This window comes from Sphingomonas koreensis (genome assembly GCF_002797435.1).
Taxonomy (GTDB): Bacteria; Pseudomonadota; Alphaproteobacteria; order Sphingomonadales; family Sphingomonadaceae; genus Sphingomonas; species Sphingomonas koreensis.
Genome location: NZ_PGEN01000001.1, coordinates 2,856,096 through 2,871,280 on the forward strand (window position 1 = coordinate 2,856,096; position 15,185 = coordinate 2,871,280).

The 15,185-nt window shown below is 67.5% G+C and carries 18 protein-coding genes; 9 read left to right on the forward strand and 9 right to left on the reverse strand.

The features are described 5' to 3' along the window. Positions 1–17 precede the first annotated feature (17 nt). Entirely contained in the window at positions 18–719 is a 702-nt protein-coding gene (locus BDW16_RS13545; protein ID WP_241230543.1) for a phosphocholine cytidylyltransferase family protein, read from the forward strand. Here the strand turns inward: BDW16_RS13545 and BDW16_RS13550 are convergent, their stop codons facing one another. Next, positions 720–1,115: a cupin domain-containing protein gene (locus BDW16_RS13550; protein WP_066581731.1), complete on the reverse strand. Its 396-nt coding sequence runs from the start codon at positions 1,113–1,115 to the stop codon at positions 720–722. 11 nt (positions 1,116–1,126) lie between these two features. Continuing rightward, the gene (locus BDW16_RS13555) at positions 1,127–1,627 is read right to left on the reverse strand and encodes a DinB family protein (RefSeq protein ID WP_066581729.1); all 501 of its coding nucleotides are present in this window, start codon (positions 1,625–1,627) and stop codon (positions 1,127–1,129) included. A gap of 93 nt (positions 1,628–1,720) precedes the next feature. Between BDW16_RS13555 and BDW16_RS13560 the strand changes: the two genes are divergently transcribed. The 3 genes from BDW16_RS13560 (at position 1,721) to BDW16_RS13570 (ending at position 5,353) form a co-directional block, all read left to right on the forward strand. Then, entirely contained in the window at positions 1,721–2,362 is a 642-nt protein-coding gene (locus BDW16_RS13560; RefSeq protein ID WP_066581728.1) for a TetR/AcrR family transcriptional regulator, read from the forward strand. Positions 2,363–2,438: 76 nt separating this feature from the next. After that, on the forward strand, positions 2,439–4,586 hold the full coding sequence (locus BDW16_RS13565) for a TonB-dependent siderophore receptor (protein ID WP_066581726.1): 2,148 nt from the start codon (positions 2,439–2,441) through the stop codon (positions 4,584–4,586). Positions 4,587–4,735: 149 nt separating this feature from the next. After that, positions 4,736–5,353, forward strand: a complete 618-nt coding sequence (locus BDW16_RS13570; protein ID WP_237241189.1) for a YdeI/OmpD-associated family protein — start codon at positions 4,736–4,738, stop codon at positions 5,351–5,353. A gap of 49 nt (positions 5,354–5,402) precedes the next feature. Here the strand turns inward: BDW16_RS13570 and BDW16_RS13575 are convergent, their stop codons facing one another. After that, complete coding sequence (locus BDW16_RS13575; protein ID WP_241230542.1) at positions 5,403–5,954, reverse strand: CAP family protein; 552 nt, start codon at positions 5,952–5,954, stop codon at positions 5,403–5,405. Positions 5,955–5,993: 39 nt separating this feature from the next. Here BDW16_RS13575 and hemW point away from each other — a divergent pair, with 39 nt between their 5' ends. Further along, positions 5,994–7,130, forward strand: coding sequence for a radical SAM family heme chaperone HemW (gene hemW / locus BDW16_RS13580; protein ID WP_066581721.1), 1,137 nt, complete (start codon positions 5,994–5,996; stop codon positions 7,128–7,130). Between the two features lie 156 nt (positions 7,131–7,286). Here hemW and BDW16_RS13585 read toward each other — a convergent pair whose 3' ends face one another. Continuing rightward, entirely contained in the window at positions 7,287–8,480 is a 1,194-nt protein-coding gene (locus BDW16_RS13585; protein WP_066581718.1) for a penicillin-binding protein activator, read from the reverse strand. 11 nt (positions 8,481–8,491) lie between these two features. On the opposite strand from BDW16_RS13585, the gene rsmI reads away from it, so the two are divergent. The 4 genes from rsmI to BDW16_RS13605 all read left to right on the forward strand — a co-directional run bounded on the left by rsmI (position 8,492) and on the right by BDW16_RS13605 (position 11,372). Further along, on the forward strand, positions 8,492–9,325 hold the full coding sequence (gene rsmI, locus BDW16_RS13590; RefSeq protein ID WP_066581716.1) for a 16S rRNA (cytidine(1402)-2'-O)-methyltransferase: 834 nt from the start codon (positions 8,492–8,494) through the stop codon (positions 9,323–9,325). Beyond that, the gene (locus BDW16_RS13595) at positions 9,322–9,675 is read left to right on the forward strand and encodes a YraN family protein (RefSeq protein WP_066581714.1); all 354 of its coding nucleotides are present in this window, start codon (positions 9,322–9,324) and stop codon (positions 9,673–9,675) included. Before rsmI ends, BDW16_RS13595 begins: the two co-directional genes overlap by 4 nt. Positions 9,676–9,780: 105 nt before the next feature. Further along, positions 9,781–10,737 carry a glutathione synthase gene (gshB, locus tag BDW16_RS13600; RefSeq protein WP_066581712.1) on the forward strand — a complete coding sequence of 319 codons (957 nt, stop codon included), beginning with the start codon at positions 9,781–9,783 and terminating at the stop codon, positions 10,735–10,737. A gap of 35 nt (positions 10,738–10,772) precedes the next feature. Further along, the gene (locus BDW16_RS13605) at positions 10,773–11,372 is read left to right on the forward strand and encodes a DedA family protein (RefSeq protein WP_066581706.1); all 600 of its coding nucleotides are present in this window, start codon (positions 10,773–10,775) and stop codon (positions 11,370–11,372) included. Here the strand turns inward: BDW16_RS13605 and gloB are convergent. The 5 genes from gloB to BDW16_RS13630 are packed head-to-tail and all read right to left on the reverse strand — an operon-like array spanning position 11,369 to position 15,171. Next, entirely contained in the window at positions 11,369–12,097 is a 729-nt protein-coding gene (gloB, locus tag BDW16_RS13610) for a hydroxyacylglutathione hydrolase (RefSeq protein WP_066581703.1), read from the reverse strand. The two genes, BDW16_RS13605 and gloB, sit on opposite strands and share 4 nt — an antisense overlap. Beyond that, positions 12,094–13,170, reverse strand: a complete 1,077-nt coding sequence (locus BDW16_RS13615) for an NAD(P)H-dependent flavin oxidoreductase (RefSeq protein ID WP_066581743.1) — start codon at positions 13,168–13,170, stop codon at positions 12,094–12,096. The genes gloB and BDW16_RS13615 overlap by 4 nt, the downstream gene beginning before the upstream one ends. Before the next feature lie 21 nt (positions 13,171–13,191). Further along, positions 13,192–13,644, reverse strand: coding sequence for a VOC family protein (locus BDW16_RS13620; protein WP_066581697.1), 453 nt, complete (start codon positions 13,642–13,644; stop codon positions 13,192–13,194). Positions 13,645–13,693: 49 nt separating this feature from the next. Next, positions 13,694–14,446, reverse strand: a complete 753-nt coding sequence (locus tag BDW16_RS13625) for a tetratricopeptide repeat protein (RefSeq protein ID WP_100362765.1) — start codon at positions 14,444–14,446, stop codon at positions 13,694–13,696. After that, on the reverse strand, positions 14,443–15,171 hold the full coding sequence (locus tag BDW16_RS13630; protein ID WP_066581695.1) for an alpha/beta fold hydrolase: 729 nt from the start codon (positions 15,169–15,171) through the stop codon (positions 14,443–14,445). Before BDW16_RS13630 ends, BDW16_RS13625 begins: the two co-directional genes overlap by 4 nt. Between the last annotated feature and the right edge of the window lie 14 nt (positions 15,172–15,185).

Genomic DNA, 15,185 nt, shown 5'->3' on the forward strand with positions numbered 1-15,185 from the left:
GCACCGCGGACCCGAAAATGATGATCGAAACCGCGATCCTGCTCGCCGCGGGGGAGGGCAGCCGCCTTCGTCCCGCCGCACCGTTCAAGCCGCTCTGCCCGGTTGCCGGCCGTCCGCTCGTCGCGCACGCGATCCACGGGCTGGCGGCGGCGGGGGTGTCGCGCGCGATCGTCGTGCTCGGCTATGGCGCAGACGAGGTCGAGGCCTATCTGCGCGCGGGTCCGTGGCCGATCTTCGTCGAGATGGTGCGGGTCGAGGATTATCGCAAACCCAATGGCAGCTCGCTGCTTGCGGCCGAACCGCTGCTCAAGCGCGACGAGCAAACCCTGCTGGCGATGTGCGACCATCTCGTCGATCCGGCGCTCTACCGCCGCCTGGCCGATGCCGGGGCGGGTCGCGGCGCGCGGCTCGGCATCGACCGGCGGCTGGGCCATCCCTGGGTCGATCCCGAGGACGTCACCTGCGTCCAGACCGATGGCGACGCGATCGTGGCGATCGGCAAGGGGCTGGAGCCGCACGACTGCTACGACACCGGCGTGTTCGCGATCGGCCAGCCGCTGTTCGACGCGCTCCACATGCTCGACGCGCCCTCGCTGACCGAGGGGATGCGGATCCTCGCCGCGCAAGGGCGCGCCCAGGTCGTGGATTGCAGCGACCTCGACTGGCTCGACGTCGACGACGCCCCCGCGCTCGCCAGGGCTGAGGCGTGGAAGGCCTAGCTATCGCGGCCGGTGGTCGGTCCCTGCGCCCGCGGTGATGAACACGCAGTTCGCATGCTCGCCCGGCACGATATCGGCGGTATGCCACACCCCGGGCGGGTTGATCGCATAGTCGCCCGCTTCCAGCGTCACCCGCGTCTCGCCGCCGGTTTCATCCTGCTGGATCAGCGTCACCCGTCCATCCACGCACAGCACCACCTCCGCGCCCAGCGGATGCACCTCCCACATCCCCCAGCTTTCGCTGAAGCGGTGCTGCATCACCACACGCCCTTCCGCACCATCGGCTTCATGGCGCGCGCCATAGGCCTCGTACCATTCCGGACCGGTCAGCACCGGTTCGGTGACGGCGGTGGCGCCAAGGCCGAGGTGGATCGGGTGCGTTTCGAGCCGGGGCATGTCGTGTCCTTTCAGGCCGGTTCCAGCGTGCGTTCGCTCATCAGGAAATCGGTCAGCCGGTCCGCATTGGGCTCGACCCCGTTCTTCTGGAGCAGGATGCCGATATTGCCGCGATGATAGGTGCCATGCGTCGCGACGTGCAACAGCATGTCGCCGCGCGTCATCCGTCCCGGCGATCCGTTGGAGAAGGTGAAGTCGATCGTCTCGTCGCGCTGCGCATGGGTCAGCAGGTCGGCATAGGAGACATACCATTCGGCGGTGACGATCGCCTTGCGCGCCAGCGTCTCGAACTCGGGCAGCTCGGACGACCGCGGCGCGCGGCGGCCATGCGGCCGGCACTCCAGATTGTCGCCGAAAATCTCGTCCACCGTCTGGATATGGTCGAGCAGCCGGACGATCAGCATCCGGTCGAACGGATCGATCCGCTCGAGATTGGACGCGATCGTCGCGGTGAGGCCATGGGTCGCCCAGCGTTTGTACCGCATCAGCGTGTCATAGGGGTAAGCGGGCATCGGAAGGCTCCTTCGTCAGGCGCTGGATTGCATGGGTAAAATTTGCGAGCTATCGCTCACATTGTCTACTCGCATTGCCGGAAACCGCCGACCATGGCCCGCACGATCCAGATGAACCCGCGGAAAACCGCGTCGCAGCAGCGCTCGCAGGCGACGGTCGAGGCGCTGCTCGATGCGACTGCTCGTATTCTGGTGCGCGAGGGGTATGAGCGCGCCAGCACCAACCGCATCGCCGCCGTCGCGGGGGTCAGCGTCGGCTCGCTCTATCAATATTTCCCCAACAAGGAATCGATCGTCGCGGCGCTGATCGCACGGCACAACCGCCAGATGCTCGATCTGCTGCGCAGTTCGATGGAGGCGGTCGCCACGCTCGATCTCGAATCGGCGATGCGCGAGCTGATCGGCGCGATGGTCGCTGCGCATCGCGTCGATCCCGATCTGCACCGCATCTTCGACGAGCAGATCCCGCGCATGGGCCAGCCCGACGAGATCGAGGCGATCAACCGCGAGGTGTTTGCCGTGGTCCGCGCCTATCTCGACCAGCGCCGGGGCGAGATCGAGGTGCGCGACCTCGACACCGCGACCTTCATCTGCGTGACCACGGTGGAGACGCTGACGCACGAGGCGGTGCTGCATTTCCCCGACGCGATCGATCCCGTGGCCTTGGTCGATGAAGTCACGCGGCTGGTGGTCGGCTATCTGCGGCCCATGCGTCGCACGCAGGAAAGCGTTTAGCGCCCCCAATAGAATCGATATTGCGAGTCAGTCGCAAAATAACTATCCGCGCCCCGATCAACAGGGCGGGAAACACATGAAAACGATCTGGCTGGCTTCGGCGACACTGGCTTCCATGTTCATGAGCGGAGGCGCGGCGCTGGCCGATGAGACTCCGTCCCGGACGCGCGGCAGCGCCACCGCCGCAGAGGACGCGCAGTCGGCCCAGTCCGCCGACACGGTCACCATCACCGGTCATCTCGAAGAGGCCCCGGTCGCTGCCAAGGCCGATATCCCGCTGCTCGAAAGCAGCCAGGCGATCTCGTCGGTCGCTGCCGAACTGATCGAGGTGCAGGGGCTGCGCCGCGTCGGCGACGTGCTGTTCAACGTCGCGGGCGTCTCGCGCAGCAACAATTACGGCTTCTTCGACGGGTTCAACATCCGCGGCTTCAACGCGACCAACGCCACCTATCTCGACGGGCTGCTCGACGACACCGGCTATGGCACGTCGGAGATGAGCATCCTCGAACGGGTCGAGGTGGTGAAGGGCCCCGCCTCGGGCCTGTTCGGGCAGGGGCCGATCTCGGGCATCGTCAATCTGGTCAGCAAGCGCCCGCAGGCCGATGCCTTTCTCGATATCGGCGTGGCGGGCGGCGCCTACGCCTTCAAGGAAGTGACGCTCGACGCCAACGCGCCGCTGAACACCTCGGGCACGTTGCTCGCTCGCCTTGCCGCGGTCTATCGCGACCAGGATTTCTTCGTCGACTATTCGGGTCAGCGTCGACTCCTGATCGCCCCCGCGCTGACGTGGAAGCCGGCGCCGCAGACCACGCTGACCCTGCTCGCCCGCTATCTCGACGATCATATCAACCCGTGGTCGCCGACCACGGCCTATGGCACGGCGCTGCCCAATCCCAATGGCGAGGTGCGGCGCAAGCTCTCGATCAACGACGGCGTCTATCCGGCGGTGCAGGACAATGACTATTGGAGCCTGGGCTATGTGTTCGATCACAAGTTCGGCGACGCGATCGCCGTCCACCAGTCGCTGCGCTACCAGGATTTCCACAACAGCTGGGACAATTGGCTGTTCATCACCGGCATCTCGGCCGATCGCCGCCGCGTGACCCGCGCCTTTTACGGCCCTTATGACCAGCACGGCACCTATTTCCGCGTCGACACCAATGCCAGCGCGCGCTTCGATACCGGGCCGCTCGACCATTATCTGATGCTCGGGGTCGATTATGGCCGGCGCCAGGCCAGCGACGTCAATCTCTACGACACCAGCCGCCCCTATGAGCTCGATCTGTTCGACCCGGTCTACGGCACCGTCTCAGGCCACAACCCGGCGGTGCCTGCGACCACTTATGCCGCCGTCACCCGCCAGCGCGGCATCTATGTCCAGGATCATATCAAGCTTGGCGACGCCCTCGCGATCACGCTGGGCGGCCGCTGGGATCTCGCGATCAGCCGCACCACCAGCAACGGCGTTCAGGGGCAGGCGGTGCGCGACACCGCGTTCAGCCCGCGCGCGGGCGCGACGCTCAGGCTCGCGGACTGGGTCTCGGCCTATGTGAACTATGCCAAATCCTTCAACCCGCAGGGCAGCTACCGTTCGGCCGACGGCACGCCGCTGCCGCCCGAGAACGGCGTCAATTACGAAGGCGGCCTCAAATTCGCGCGCGCCGACGGCAGCCTGACCGGCATGCTGACGCTGTTCGAACTGACCCGAACCAATGTCGCCACCGCCGATGCCGTCCTGCCCAACGTCTATGTGATCACGGGCGAGCAGCGCACCCGCGGGCTCGAGGTCGAGGGCGCGTGGCGCCCGGCACCGGGCGTCGAGCTGACCGGCGCCTATACCCATCTCAACGCCGTGGTCACCGCCGACAACCGGCTGCGCGTCGGGTCGCGCCTCGGCTCGATCCCGCGCGACATCGTCAATCTCTGGGGCCGCTACACGATCCAGACCGGCCCGCTCGCCAATCTCGGCGCGGGGCTCGGGCTGCATCATGAGAGCAACCGCATGGCCAGCACCGCCTCGACGGTGCCGGGGGCGACCGCGCCCTTCCTGCTCGGTGCCTATACGCTGATCGATGCCGCGCTCTACTACCGCCTGGGCGACTGGTCGCTTCAGGCCAATGTCCGCAACCTGTTCGACGAACGCTATTTCCCCACCGGCTCGCTCACCCGCACCACGCCGGGGGAACCGCGCAGCTTCACCATCAGGCTGAGTCGGCGGTTCTAAGGCGGCAGAGGATTCGCGCCCCGAGCGCCCTGCGGACCCGCACGGACGACAGAATCCGCATCACTGTTCGCGGAAAAATTCGCGCGGACTGTCGATTCTCGCGCGGTATGTTCGTCGTGATCGGGAATGCATTGCGGAAAGGACAAGCTGTGACTCATGCCAATCGCGACCCGAAGGTCGATGCCTATATCGCGGCAGCGCCGCCGTTCGCGCAGCCGATCCTGCGCCACCTGCGCGATGCGATGCACGCCGAATGCCCGGATGTGGTGGAAGCGATCAAATGGGGCATCCCGCATTTCGACTATCATGGCGAGATGATGTGCGTGATGGCCGCCTATCCCCGGCACTGCGCCTTCACCTTCCTCAAACAGGCGATCATGCGCGATCCCCGGCTTCGGGCGAATCCGGCGCTCAAGGCGAACAAGCGCTATCTCGGTGCGATCGTCTCGCTCGACGACCTGCCCGATGCGGCCGAGCTTGCCGGCTTCATCCGCGAGGCAATGCGCCTCAACGAGGATGGGGTGAAGCTGCCCGAGCGGGCGCCAAAGCCCGCTGCCGATCTCGCCATGCCCGACGCATTCCGCGAACGGCTTGACGCCGATCCGGCGGCGAAGGCTGTGTTCGAGGGCAAGCCGCCCTCATTCCGCAAGGAGTATCTGGCGTGGATCGCCGACGCCAAGACCGACGCCACGCGCGACAAGCGCATCGCCGAGGCCATGGAATGGATCGCGCAAGGCAAGGGCCGCTTCTGGAAATATCAGAAATAGCGCGGCTCGGCCCGTCTTGCTCGAACGGGCGGGTGCGCTCTGCACAAGGCTAGGGCAGCGCCTTGCGCCCCCACACATTTCCGGCAGGGGAATAGCGGCACACCAGATAATCGTCGCGCCGGTTGCTCGCGAGCGCGCAGCCGACGCGGGTCGTGCCGTTCCACACGATCTGGCTGTAATGGCCGGTATCGCCGAATTTGCCCGTGCGGCTGACATTGGGCACGGGCCCGTTCACGAAGTCGCGCCGCTCGTCGATCCAGTGCTGCGCCATCTCCTCGTAGCGATAGGCGCCGCGGGTGCCCGTCCACAGATTCTCGCCTTGCGCCGCCGGGCCGCGCGGCTGCTTCGAATGTTCGAACACGCTGCGGCGGGCGAGTTCCTTGGCATAGCTCTCAGCAGCCTTCGCCAGTGCCGGATCCCAGCTCAGCGGCGGCATCCGCACATCGGCGCGCGCGTCATTGTGCAGGTCCAACATCGTCTCGCGCAGCCGGTCGTGCCCGCGCGGCGCATTCTCCTCGAACCGGCGCGGCTCGATGACGCGGTCGGGGGCGTCCTGCGGTGCGGCCGAGCATCCCGCGAGCAACAGCAACGGCAGCAGCATCTTTCGCAAACCTCCGTTCGGGCGCATAGCGCGCCGCAAATGAACGCTTCCCGACCGCAGCCGCCCCTGGCCCTCTACGTCCACTGGCCGTTCTGCGTCTCCAAATGCCCGTACTGCGATTTCAACAGCCATGTCCGCGACGTGGTGGACCAGGATGCGTGGCGCAAGGCGCTGCTCGCCGATCTCGCGCATGAGGCGGCAGTGCTGCCCGGCCGCCGGCTCGGCTCGATCTTCTTCGGCGGCGGCACGCCCTCGCTGATGCCGCCCGCGACGGTCGCGGCGGTGATCGACGCCGCCACCGCCGCCTGGGCGCCCGTCGGCGATGTCGAGATCACGCTGGAGGCCAATCCCTCCTCGGTCGAAGCGGCGCGCTTCGCCGATCTCGCCGCCGCCGGGGTCAACCGCGTCTCGCTCGGGCTTCAGGCGCTCGACGATATGGCGCTCGACTTTCTCGGCCGCGCGCACGGCGTCGAGGAGGGGCTGGCCGCGCTCGCCACGGCGCAGCGTCATTTCGGCCGGGTGAGCTTCGATCTCATCTATGCCCGCCCCGGCCAGAGCGTCGCTTCGTGGGAAGCCGAACTCGCACGCGCGCTGACCTTCGGCACCGAGCATCTCTCACTCTATCAGCTGACGATCGAACCGGGCACGCGCTTCGCCACGCTTGCCGCGAAAGGTAAGCTGACCATCCCCGGTGAGGATGATGCTGCCGATCTGTGGGAGGTCACCCAGTCGCTCACCACCGCCGCCGGCCTGCCGCGCTACGAGGTGTCGAACCACGCCCGCCCGGGGGCGGAGAGCCGCCACAATCTCGCTTACTGGCGCTACACCGACTATGCCGGGATCGGCCCCGGCGCGCATGGCCGCCGCGGCGGCCTCGCCACGCTTCGCCACAAGAAGCCCGAAAACTGGATCGCCGCGGTCGGCCGCAACGGTTCGGGCTTGCAGGAAGAAACGCCGCTTTCGGACCGGGAGGTGGCGATGGAGCGACTCGTCATGGGGCTGCGCACCACGGAGGGGATCGACCTTGCGGACATTCCGGAAGGGATGCTCGACATGGCGAAAGTCGCAGACCGCAACTTCGGCCGCTATGTCTTGCTCTCGGGCAATCGCCTCGCCGTGACCGACGCCGGCATGCCGGTCCTCGAAGCCCTGCTCCGCGAGATCGTCCGCGACTAGATTCCTGCCCCTAAACCATTGCAAGCGCGGGTGAATTCAACCGCGCTTGCAATGTTGGATTTCATTTGCTGCCATCGATGAACCGCGCTCCGGCACGGTTCTTTGACAGGTCGGCAAAGTGGAACAACGTCACGCGCCGCCGTCCCCGATGTCAACTTAGCGCCCGAAGCTCTGCGGCGCGGGGGAGACGGTGACGGTGGTGCCGCCGCGGATCTCCTGCACTTCCAGCGCGCGCTCGGCGATGCCGTCGCGGCCGAAGCGGAAGGCGCCGTCGATCCCGCCGAACCCGCCCGGATCGCTCAGCCGCGCGGTCGGGAAACGGTCGCCGGGCCGCCAGTCGCGGGCGATACGCGCGGTCAGCAGCACCGAATCATAGGCCAGCGTCGACAGGCGGTAGGGCGCCGCGCCGAACCGTGCGCGGTACTTGGCGGCATAGGTGCGGTAATAGGTGTCGGAGACGCTGGCGAACCAGGCGCCGTTCAGCGCGGTGATCCCGCCGATCCCCGAATCGCTGTTCCACAGCTCGGTGCCGAGGATGCGTGCGCCGGGGCTGGCGCGGCGGATGCCGGGCACCGCAGTGACCGCGCCGGTCGCGCCGTCGGCGATCAGCACCGCCTGGAAGGGCGACCGGGCGAGCTTGGCGATCGCCGCGTTCATCGCCGGGGCGCCGCGGGTATAGGTCTCGAGCGCGGTGACCTTGCCGCCCGCGCCTTCGACGGCGCGAAGGAACGCGGTCGAGGCGCGTTCGCCATAGAGGCCGGTCGGCATCAGGCCGGCGAATTCAGTGACGCCGCTGCGGCGGGCATGATCGACGACGCGTTCGATCGACTGGGCGGGGGCATAGCCCATCAGATAGGTGCCGTTGCCCGCGACGCTGGTGTCGTTGGAGAAGCTCAGCACCGGTACCCCGGCGCCGCGCGCGATCGGCGCGACGGCGCGGGCGTCCTCGGCGAGCAGCGGGCCGAGGATCAGCTTGTTGCCATCGGCGATGGCGCGCTGCGCGGCGGCGGCGGCTCCGGTCGCGGTGTCGTAGCTGGTGATGCGGACATCCTCGGCCTTGAGGTCGAGGATCGCGAGCTGGGTCGCGTTGGCCAGGCTGCGCCCGACGCCGGCATTGCCGCCCGACAGCGGCACCAGCAGCGCGACGCGATGCCGCGCGGTATCCTCTTCGGGCAGGCCGGGACGGACCGGGCCGGGCGCAGGGCGGACAGGGGCCGGTTCGGGGCGAGTGGGGGCAGGGGGCGGCCCCGACGGACGGACGCAGGCGGAGACCGCCAATGCCCCGACGATGACGAGTCCCCGGAGCAGCGAGGCGATGCCCCGTTGCGGTTTCACTACTGCCTCTGCCATGACGCTCCCCAATGACACTCGTTCTTGCCCCCGGCCTCTACATCGTCGCGACGCCGATCGGCAATCTCGGCGACCTTTCCCCGCGTGCGGCTGAAATACTCCTGAACGCCGATATTGTTGCAGTCGAAGACTCGCGTGTGACGGCGGGCCTGTTCCGCCATCTCGGGGCGAAGCGGCCGATGACCCCCTATCACGACCATAATGCCGAGGCGGTCCGCCCCGGGCTGGTCGCGCGGATGGCCTCCGAAGCGGTCGCCTTGGTCTCGGACGCCGGCACCCCGCTGATCTCCGATCCGGGCTTCAAGCTGGTGCGCGATGCCCGTGCCGCCGGCCATGCGGTCACCACCATTCCCGGCCCCTGCGCCGGAATCGCCGCGCTGACGCTGGCCGGGCTGCCCACCGATCGCTTCCTGTTCATGGGTTTCCTTCCCTCCAAGCAGCAGGCCCGCGCCGAGACGATCGTCGAGGTGGCGGCGATCCGCGCCACCCTGGTCTTCTACGAATCGGGCCCGCGCCTCTCCGCCGCGCTGTCGGCGCTCGCCGAAGGGTTGGGCGACCGCGAGGCGGCGGTGGCGCGGGAGATCACCAAGAAGTTCGAGGAATGCGTCACCGGCAGCCTCACCGAACTCGCCGCCCGCTATGCCGACGCCCCGCCCAAGGGCGAGATCGTCATCGTCGTCGCCCCACCCGGCGAAGCGCCGCCCGCCAGCGCCGAGGATGCCGACGCCGCGCTGGCCGAGGCGCTGACAAGACTCCCGGTCTCGAAGGCGGCGGGCGAGATCGCCAAGCGCTTCGGCCTCGATCGCAAGGCGCTCTACGCGCGGGCGATGGAGCTCAAAGGGTGAGAGATCGCCGCGCCGCCGAACGTGCGGGGCGCGAGGGCGAGACGCGCGCGGCCTGGTATCTGCGGCTGCGTGGCTGGCGCATCCTCGACCGCCGCGTGCGCACGCCTGCAGGAGAGGTCGATCTGGTGGCGAAGCGCGGCAAGCTCATCGCCTTTGTCGAGGTCAAGGCGCGCAAGACGCAGGCCGAGCTCGATTTCGCGATCGACGAGCGCCGTCTCGCCCGCGTCGCGGCCGCCGCCGAATATCTGATGCCGCGCTACGCCACCAACGGCGAGGATATCCGAGTCGACGTCCTCCTGCTCGCCCCCGGCGTGCGCCCGCGCTACATCGAGAATGCCTGGATCGGGTGACAAGTCGCATCGACGTCCCTACTTCCCCATCCGTCACCCCAGCGAAAGCTGGGGTCTCTCACCGCACCAGACCCCAGCTTTCGCTGGGGTGACGAAGGATATTCGATGCCGCTCACCGTCGCCGTCCAGATGGACCCGCTCGATGCGATCAACATCGCGGGCGATTCGACCTTCGCGCTGATGCTCTCGGCGCAGGCACGCGGGCACCGGCTGTTCCACTATTCTCCCGAGGCGCTGAACTATGCCGATGGCCGCGTCTGGACCACCGCGCATCCGGTGACCGTGCAGCGCGTCGCGGGCAATCACTTCAGCTTCGGCGATCCGGTCAAGCTCGACCTTGGCGAAGAAGCCGACGTTGTCCTGATGCGTCAGGACCCGCCCTTCGACCTGGGCTACATCACCGCGACCCACCTGCTCGAACGGATCGCCGACAAGACTCTGGTGGTCAACGATCCGGCCAGCGTGCGCAATGCGCCCGAAAAGGTCTGGGTGCTCGATTACGCGCGCTTCATGCCGCCGACCCTGGTCACCCGCAGCCTCGACGAGGCCAAGGCGTTCCTGGCGAAACACGGCGCGATCGTGGTCAAGCCGCTGCACGGCAATGGCGGCAAGGCGATCTTCAAGATCGATGCCGACGGCGCCAACCTCTCCTCGCTGATCGAGGTGTTCAACACCGCCTATCGCGAACCGCACATGATCCAGGCCTTCCTCCCCGATGTGGCGAAGGGCGACAAGCGCATCGTGCTGGTCGATGGCGAGGTGGCGGGCGCGGTCAACCGTGTGCCGGGGGAGGGCGAGATCCGCTCCAACCTCGCGGTCGGCGGCAAGGCGGCGAAGACCGAACTGACGCAGAAGGAGCAGGAGATCTGCGCCGCGCTCGGGCCGGAGCTCAAGAAGCGCGGGCTGATCTTCGTCGGCATCGACGTGATCGGCGGGGAGTGGCTGACCGAGATCAATGTGACCTCACCCACCGGCATCGTTGCGATCGACACGTTCAACGGCACCGATACCGCCGGGATGATCTGGGACGCGATCGAGGCGCGAGTCGCCGAACGCGCTTGAACCCGTTTGACCGCCTCACGGGTTGATTGCCGTTCATGACCGAGTTCATCCTCAATCTGATCGCCTGGGGCGGCTACATCGGGATCTTCATCCTGATGACGATCGAGAACGTGTTCCCGCCGATCCCGTCTGAGGTGATCATGGGCTTCGGCGGTATGGCGGTCGCGCGCGGCGACATGGCGATGGTCCCGCTGCTGATCTGGGGCACGCTCGGCACCACGCTGGGCAACATGTTCTGGTACGGCGTCGGACGCTGGATCGGGGTCGATCGATTGAAGCCCTTCGTCGATCGCCATGGCCGCTGGCTGACCCTGCGCTGGGAGGATGTCGAGGGGCTGAACCGCTTCTTCCGCGGGCATGGCCTGTGGGTGGTGTTCGTCTTCCGCTTCCTGCCCACCTTTCGCACGATGATCTCGCTGCCCGCCGGGATGGCGAAGATGGGGCTGCCACGCTTCCTGATCGCGACCTTTGCCGGCAGCGCGATCTGGAATGCGGTACTGGCTCATGCGGGTTTGCTGCTGGGATCGCAGTTCGAACAGCTTCAGGACTATGTCGGCCCGGTCGCGATCGGCACCTCGGTGGTCGCGCTGATCTACTATCTCTGGCGTGTCGTGACGTGGAAAGAGCGTCCCTAGCCTTTGAAACTGTCCTTGGCGGCACGCCGCTTGGCGAGCTGCTCGGCGCTCTCCGCGCGCATGAAGGGGTTGGTCGCGCGCTCGAGCTCAATGGTGGTGGGGACGGTCGGGAGCCCCTGCGCCCGCATCATATCCACCTGCGCCATCCGCTCCGCCAGCGCCTCGTTGTCCGGCTCGGCGACCAGCGCGTAGCGGCCATTCGACTGGGTGTACTCGTGCGCGCAATAGACGGTGGTGTCGCCAGGCAGCGCCGCGAGACGCTGCATGTTCGCGAACATCTGCTCCGCCGTCCCCTCGAACAACCGTCCGCAGCCCATCGCGAACAGCGTGTCGCCGACAAAGACGACGGATTCGTCGGGCAGATAGTAGGCGATGTGCCCGGCGGTATGCGCCGGCACTTCCAATACGCTCGCAGCATGATCGCCGAGCTTCACCACATCGCCCTCCGCGACGAGCCGGTCGGCGGTCGGGATCTTCGCCGCTTCGGCGGAGGGCGCGATCACGGTGCAACCGGTGGCGTCCTTGATCGCGGCATTGCCGCCGGTGTGATCAGGGTGCCAGTGGGTGTTCCAGATTGCATCGATCGTCCAGCCGCGCGCCGCCGCCGCCGCCAGCACCGGCTCGGCCTGCGCCGGATCGACGACGATGGTCTGACCCGAGGCATCGTCATGCGCGAGCCAGATATAGTTGTCGCTGAGCGCGGGGATTCGAACGACCTCGATCACGGCATCTCTCCTAGCAGTTCGAATAGTTCGCGTGCCAGCCGTTCGGTGAGTGCCTGGGCGCCTTCCGGCGGCTGGTTGTTCAGGGCGCGACCCAACGCTGCGGCCTGCCCCGCCCACATCGGCGAATAGTCGCCCCGACCGTTGGCTTCGGCGGCCTTGCGCAGTTCAGCCAGCGCGGCCGAGGCATAGGGAAATCGTGGCGCGGCGGGATGCACGGGGCCGATCGCTTCGATCAGCTTGTTGCGTATCCCGCGGGCAATGCCGCCCGAGAACAGGTTAGTCACCACGGTCTCCCCGCCCAGCGCCGCACGATGCGCGGCCGAGATCGTCGCTTCGGCGGTATGAAGATAGGCGGAGCCGAGCTGGACCGCCGCAGCACCCAGCATCAGCGCCGCGGCAATGCCCTCGGCATCGCCGATCCCGCCTGCGGCGATCACCGGTTCGAGCGTGAGATTGGTTTCCACGACCACGGCACGGCTCAGCGCCATCGTCCCTTCGGGCCGGTAGCCGTTCAGGAAATGGCCGGCATGCCCGCCCGCTTCGAAGCCTTGCGCGATGATCATGTCGATCCGTCCGGCGAGCCACTGGCCTTCCGCGACGGTGGTTGCGTTACCTACGGTCACGGCGCCGGTGCGCTGGACCCGTTCCAGCAGCGCGTCGTCCGGCAGACCGAAATGGAAGCTCACAAGCTCGGGCCGGAGTTCCTCGACGACGTGGCACATCGCATCGTCGAACGGCGCGCGCAACGGCGGCGGCGCTTCTGGCGGCCTGACCCGTTCCATCTCGTAGAAGGGAGCCAACACGTCCCGCCACGCGGTCTCGTCCGGCGCTTCACCGAGCGTGTGACAGAAGAAGTTGAGGTTGAGCGGTCCTGTTGCTTGCGCGCGTACCTCGGCCACCTGGTCACACACCTGCTCGGGCGTCAGCATTGCGCAGGGAAGCGATCCCACAGCGCCACCGCGGATCGCCGCTGCGGCCAACGCGACCCCGCCCGCGCCCGCCATCGGTGCCTGGACGATCGGCACGCGGGCGCCGGTCAGCCGGAGGAATTTCTGAACGGGCCGGCCCGTCATGATCCCTCCGGCCATGTCAGCTCACCAACTGCCGGTGTTGGGCATCGATGCCCAGGGTTCGGCGGGCTCGAGATGACCATCCTGCAGCAGCTCGACCGAAATGCCGTCGGGCGTGCGCACGAATGCCATATGACCATCACGCGGGGGGCGGTTTATCGTGATGCCCGCGTCCATCAGCCGCTGGCAGGTCTCGTAAATATTGCCGACGCGATAGGCGAGATGTCCGAAATTGCGGCCGCCGGTATATTCTTCAGGCGGACTGCCGTCCTCGGCCGGCCAGTTGTAGGTCAGCTCCACCTCGGCCTGCGCATGGTCGCCGTTCGCTTCGATATCGTCCGGCGCGGCGAGGAAGATCAGCGTGAACCGGCCCGGCTCGCTGTTGACGCGACGCATCTCCTTGAGGCCGAGGAGCTCGAAGAAGCGGACGGTGGCGTCGGGATCGGCGACGCGGATCATCGTGTGGAGATATTTCATGGGACCCTCTTTCGATTTGGTCCCCAGATAGGTTGCGTGCCGCGAGAGTCTATTGCGGCGCGTCGAATTGTTTGAGCGCCGTGCGCGCCGCATTGCCCGGCTCCGTCTCCGGTCCGAGCTGCATCGCCCTTTCCCACGCAGCCCGTGCCGCCGCTTCATCCCCGGACAGCGCGGCGATGTTGCCTGCTTCGAGCTGGACGGATGCGTCGTCGCCGGCGCGCGACAGCGCTTCCTTGATGTGTCGTTGCGCAAGGGGAAGGTCGCCGGTCCGCCTCGCCAGCGTGGCCGACAGCAGCCACGCCATCGGATCGCCCGGCGCCTTTGCCACCGCCTGATCGAGATCGGCGCGCGCGTCGCCGATACTGCCCGATGCGACCAGCGCCCGAGCACGATCGAGATGTGCTTCGCCCAGCTCCAGCCCGGTCAGGTTCCCGGTCGCCAGCGCTGCATCGAGCGCCGCGCGCGCCTTGGCCGGATTGGCGGCGGCGAGCCAGGCATTGCCGGCCTGCGCCCAATAGTTGGAGGCACGAACGTCGCGTGCCACCTCCGCCTCGCGCGCGGCGGTCTCGAACGCGGCGCTGGCGCTGGTCCAGCGGCGCTGCGCGGCATAGGCCATGCCGAGGCACTGATTGGCGAGGAAACCGCCACCGGCGATCTTCCAGCGATCGGCCTCGGCGACGCCGCGGGCGGGATCGCCGACCGCCAGCTCGACGCAATCCTCCCAGCGCTGCTGTGCCGGCGCGGGCGGGCCGGTGACGGGCGTGGGCGGCGTGGCGATCTGGGCAAGCAGGAAGAGCATCATGATGCGGCGGACAGGTCCTCAATCACCTTCAGGATCAGGGCAATGTCCTGCGGGCGCGACAAGCGGTGGTCGCCGTCCTTGACGAGGATCGTCTGCACATCGTCTGAACGCAGCAGGCCAGCGAGCGTCAGGCTGTGCTCCCACGGCACGTCGGGATCGCGCTGGCCGTGGATCAGCCGTGCCGGGACCGCGATATCGATCGGCGCACCGAGCAACCGGTTGGCCTCCCCCGATTCCCAGAAGCGGCGGGTGGTGACGGTCGGTTCGGGCGAATAGATCGACGGCTCCCTCAGACACCCTTCGGCCTGGATCACCGCCTTCTGCTCGGGCGTGAACCCCCAGTCCGTGAAGTCGGGCGCGGCCGCGATCCCCACCATTGCGACGACCCGTTCCGGCCGGGCGAGCGCCGTGAGCAGCATGATCCACCCGCCCATCGACGATCCGACCAGAACGAGCGGCCCGGCGGTGGCTGCATCGATCACCGCCAGCGCGTCGTCGCGCCAGCTTTCCAGCGTCTGATCCGCGAATGCGCCGCCGCTTTCGCCGCACCCGGCATAGTCGAAGCGCAGGCAGGCGCGGCCGGTCTCGCGCGCCCAGGTGTCGATCGCCACCGCCTTGCTCCCGCTCATGTCGGAGGCGTAACCGGGAAGGAAGACGATCGTCGGGCCGTTGCCCGGGGCGTGGATGTAGGCGAGGGCGTTGCCGTTGCGTTCGATGGTCTGCATCGCCCGTGCATAGA

Bases quoted from the DNA above. Each gene is read 5' to 3' on its own strand.
- BDW16_RS13550 (WP_066581731.1), bottom strand. From the start codon at position 1,115: ATGCCCCGGCTCGAAACGCACCCGATCCACCTCGGCCTTGGCGCCACC.
- BDW16_RS13560 (WP_066581728.1), top strand. From the start codon at position 1,721: ATGGCCCGCACGATCCAGATGAACCCGCGGAAAACCGCGTCGCAGCAG.
- BDW16_RS13555 (WP_066581729.1), bottom strand. From the start codon at position 1,627: ATGCCCGCTTACCCCTATGACACGCTGATGCGGTACAAACGCTGGGCG.
- rsmI (WP_066581716.1), top strand. From the start codon at position 8,492: ATGACACTCGTTCTTGCCCCCGGCCTCTACATCGTCGCGACGCCGATC.
- BDW16_RS13545 (WP_241230543.1), top strand. From the start codon at position 18: ATGATGATCGAAACCGCGATCCTGCTCGCCGCGGGGGAGGGCAGCCGC.
- BDW16_RS13575 (WP_241230542.1), bottom strand. From the start codon at position 5,954: ATGCTGCTGCCGTTGCTGTTGCTCGCGGGATGCTCGGCCGCACCGCAG.
- hemW (WP_066581721.1), top strand. From the start codon at position 5,994: ATGAACGCTTCCCGACCGCAGCCGCCCCTGGCCCTCTACGTCCACTGG.
- BDW16_RS13565 (WP_066581726.1), top strand. From the start codon at position 2,439: ATGAAAACGATCTGGCTGGCTTCGGCGACACTGGCTTCCATGTTCATG.
- BDW16_RS13585 (WP_066581718.1), bottom strand. From the start codon at position 8,480: ATGGCAGAGGCAGTAGTGAAACCGCAACGGGGCATCGCCTCGCTGCTC.
- BDW16_RS13605 (WP_066581706.1), top strand. From the start codon at position 10,773: ATGACCGAGTTCATCCTCAATCTGATCGCCTGGGGCGGCTACATCGGG.
- BDW16_RS13630 (WP_066581695.1), bottom strand. From the start codon at position 15,171: ATGCAGACCATCGAACGCAACGGCAACGCCCTCGCCTACATCCACGCC.
- BDW16_RS13615 (WP_066581743.1), bottom strand. From the start codon at position 13,170: ATGACGGGCCGGCCCGTTCAGAAATTCCTCCGGCTGACCGGCGCCCGC.
- BDW16_RS13625 (WP_100362765.1), bottom strand. From the start codon at position 14,446: ATGATGCTCTTCCTGCTTGCCCAGATCGCCACGCCGCCCACGCCCGTC.
- gshB (WP_066581712.1), top strand. From the start codon at position 9,781: ATGCCGCTCACCGTCGCCGTCCAGATGGACCCGCTCGATGCGATCAAC.
- BDW16_RS13620 (WP_066581697.1), bottom strand. From the start codon at position 13,644: ATGAAATATCTCCACACGATGATCCGCGTCGCCGATCCCGACGCCACC.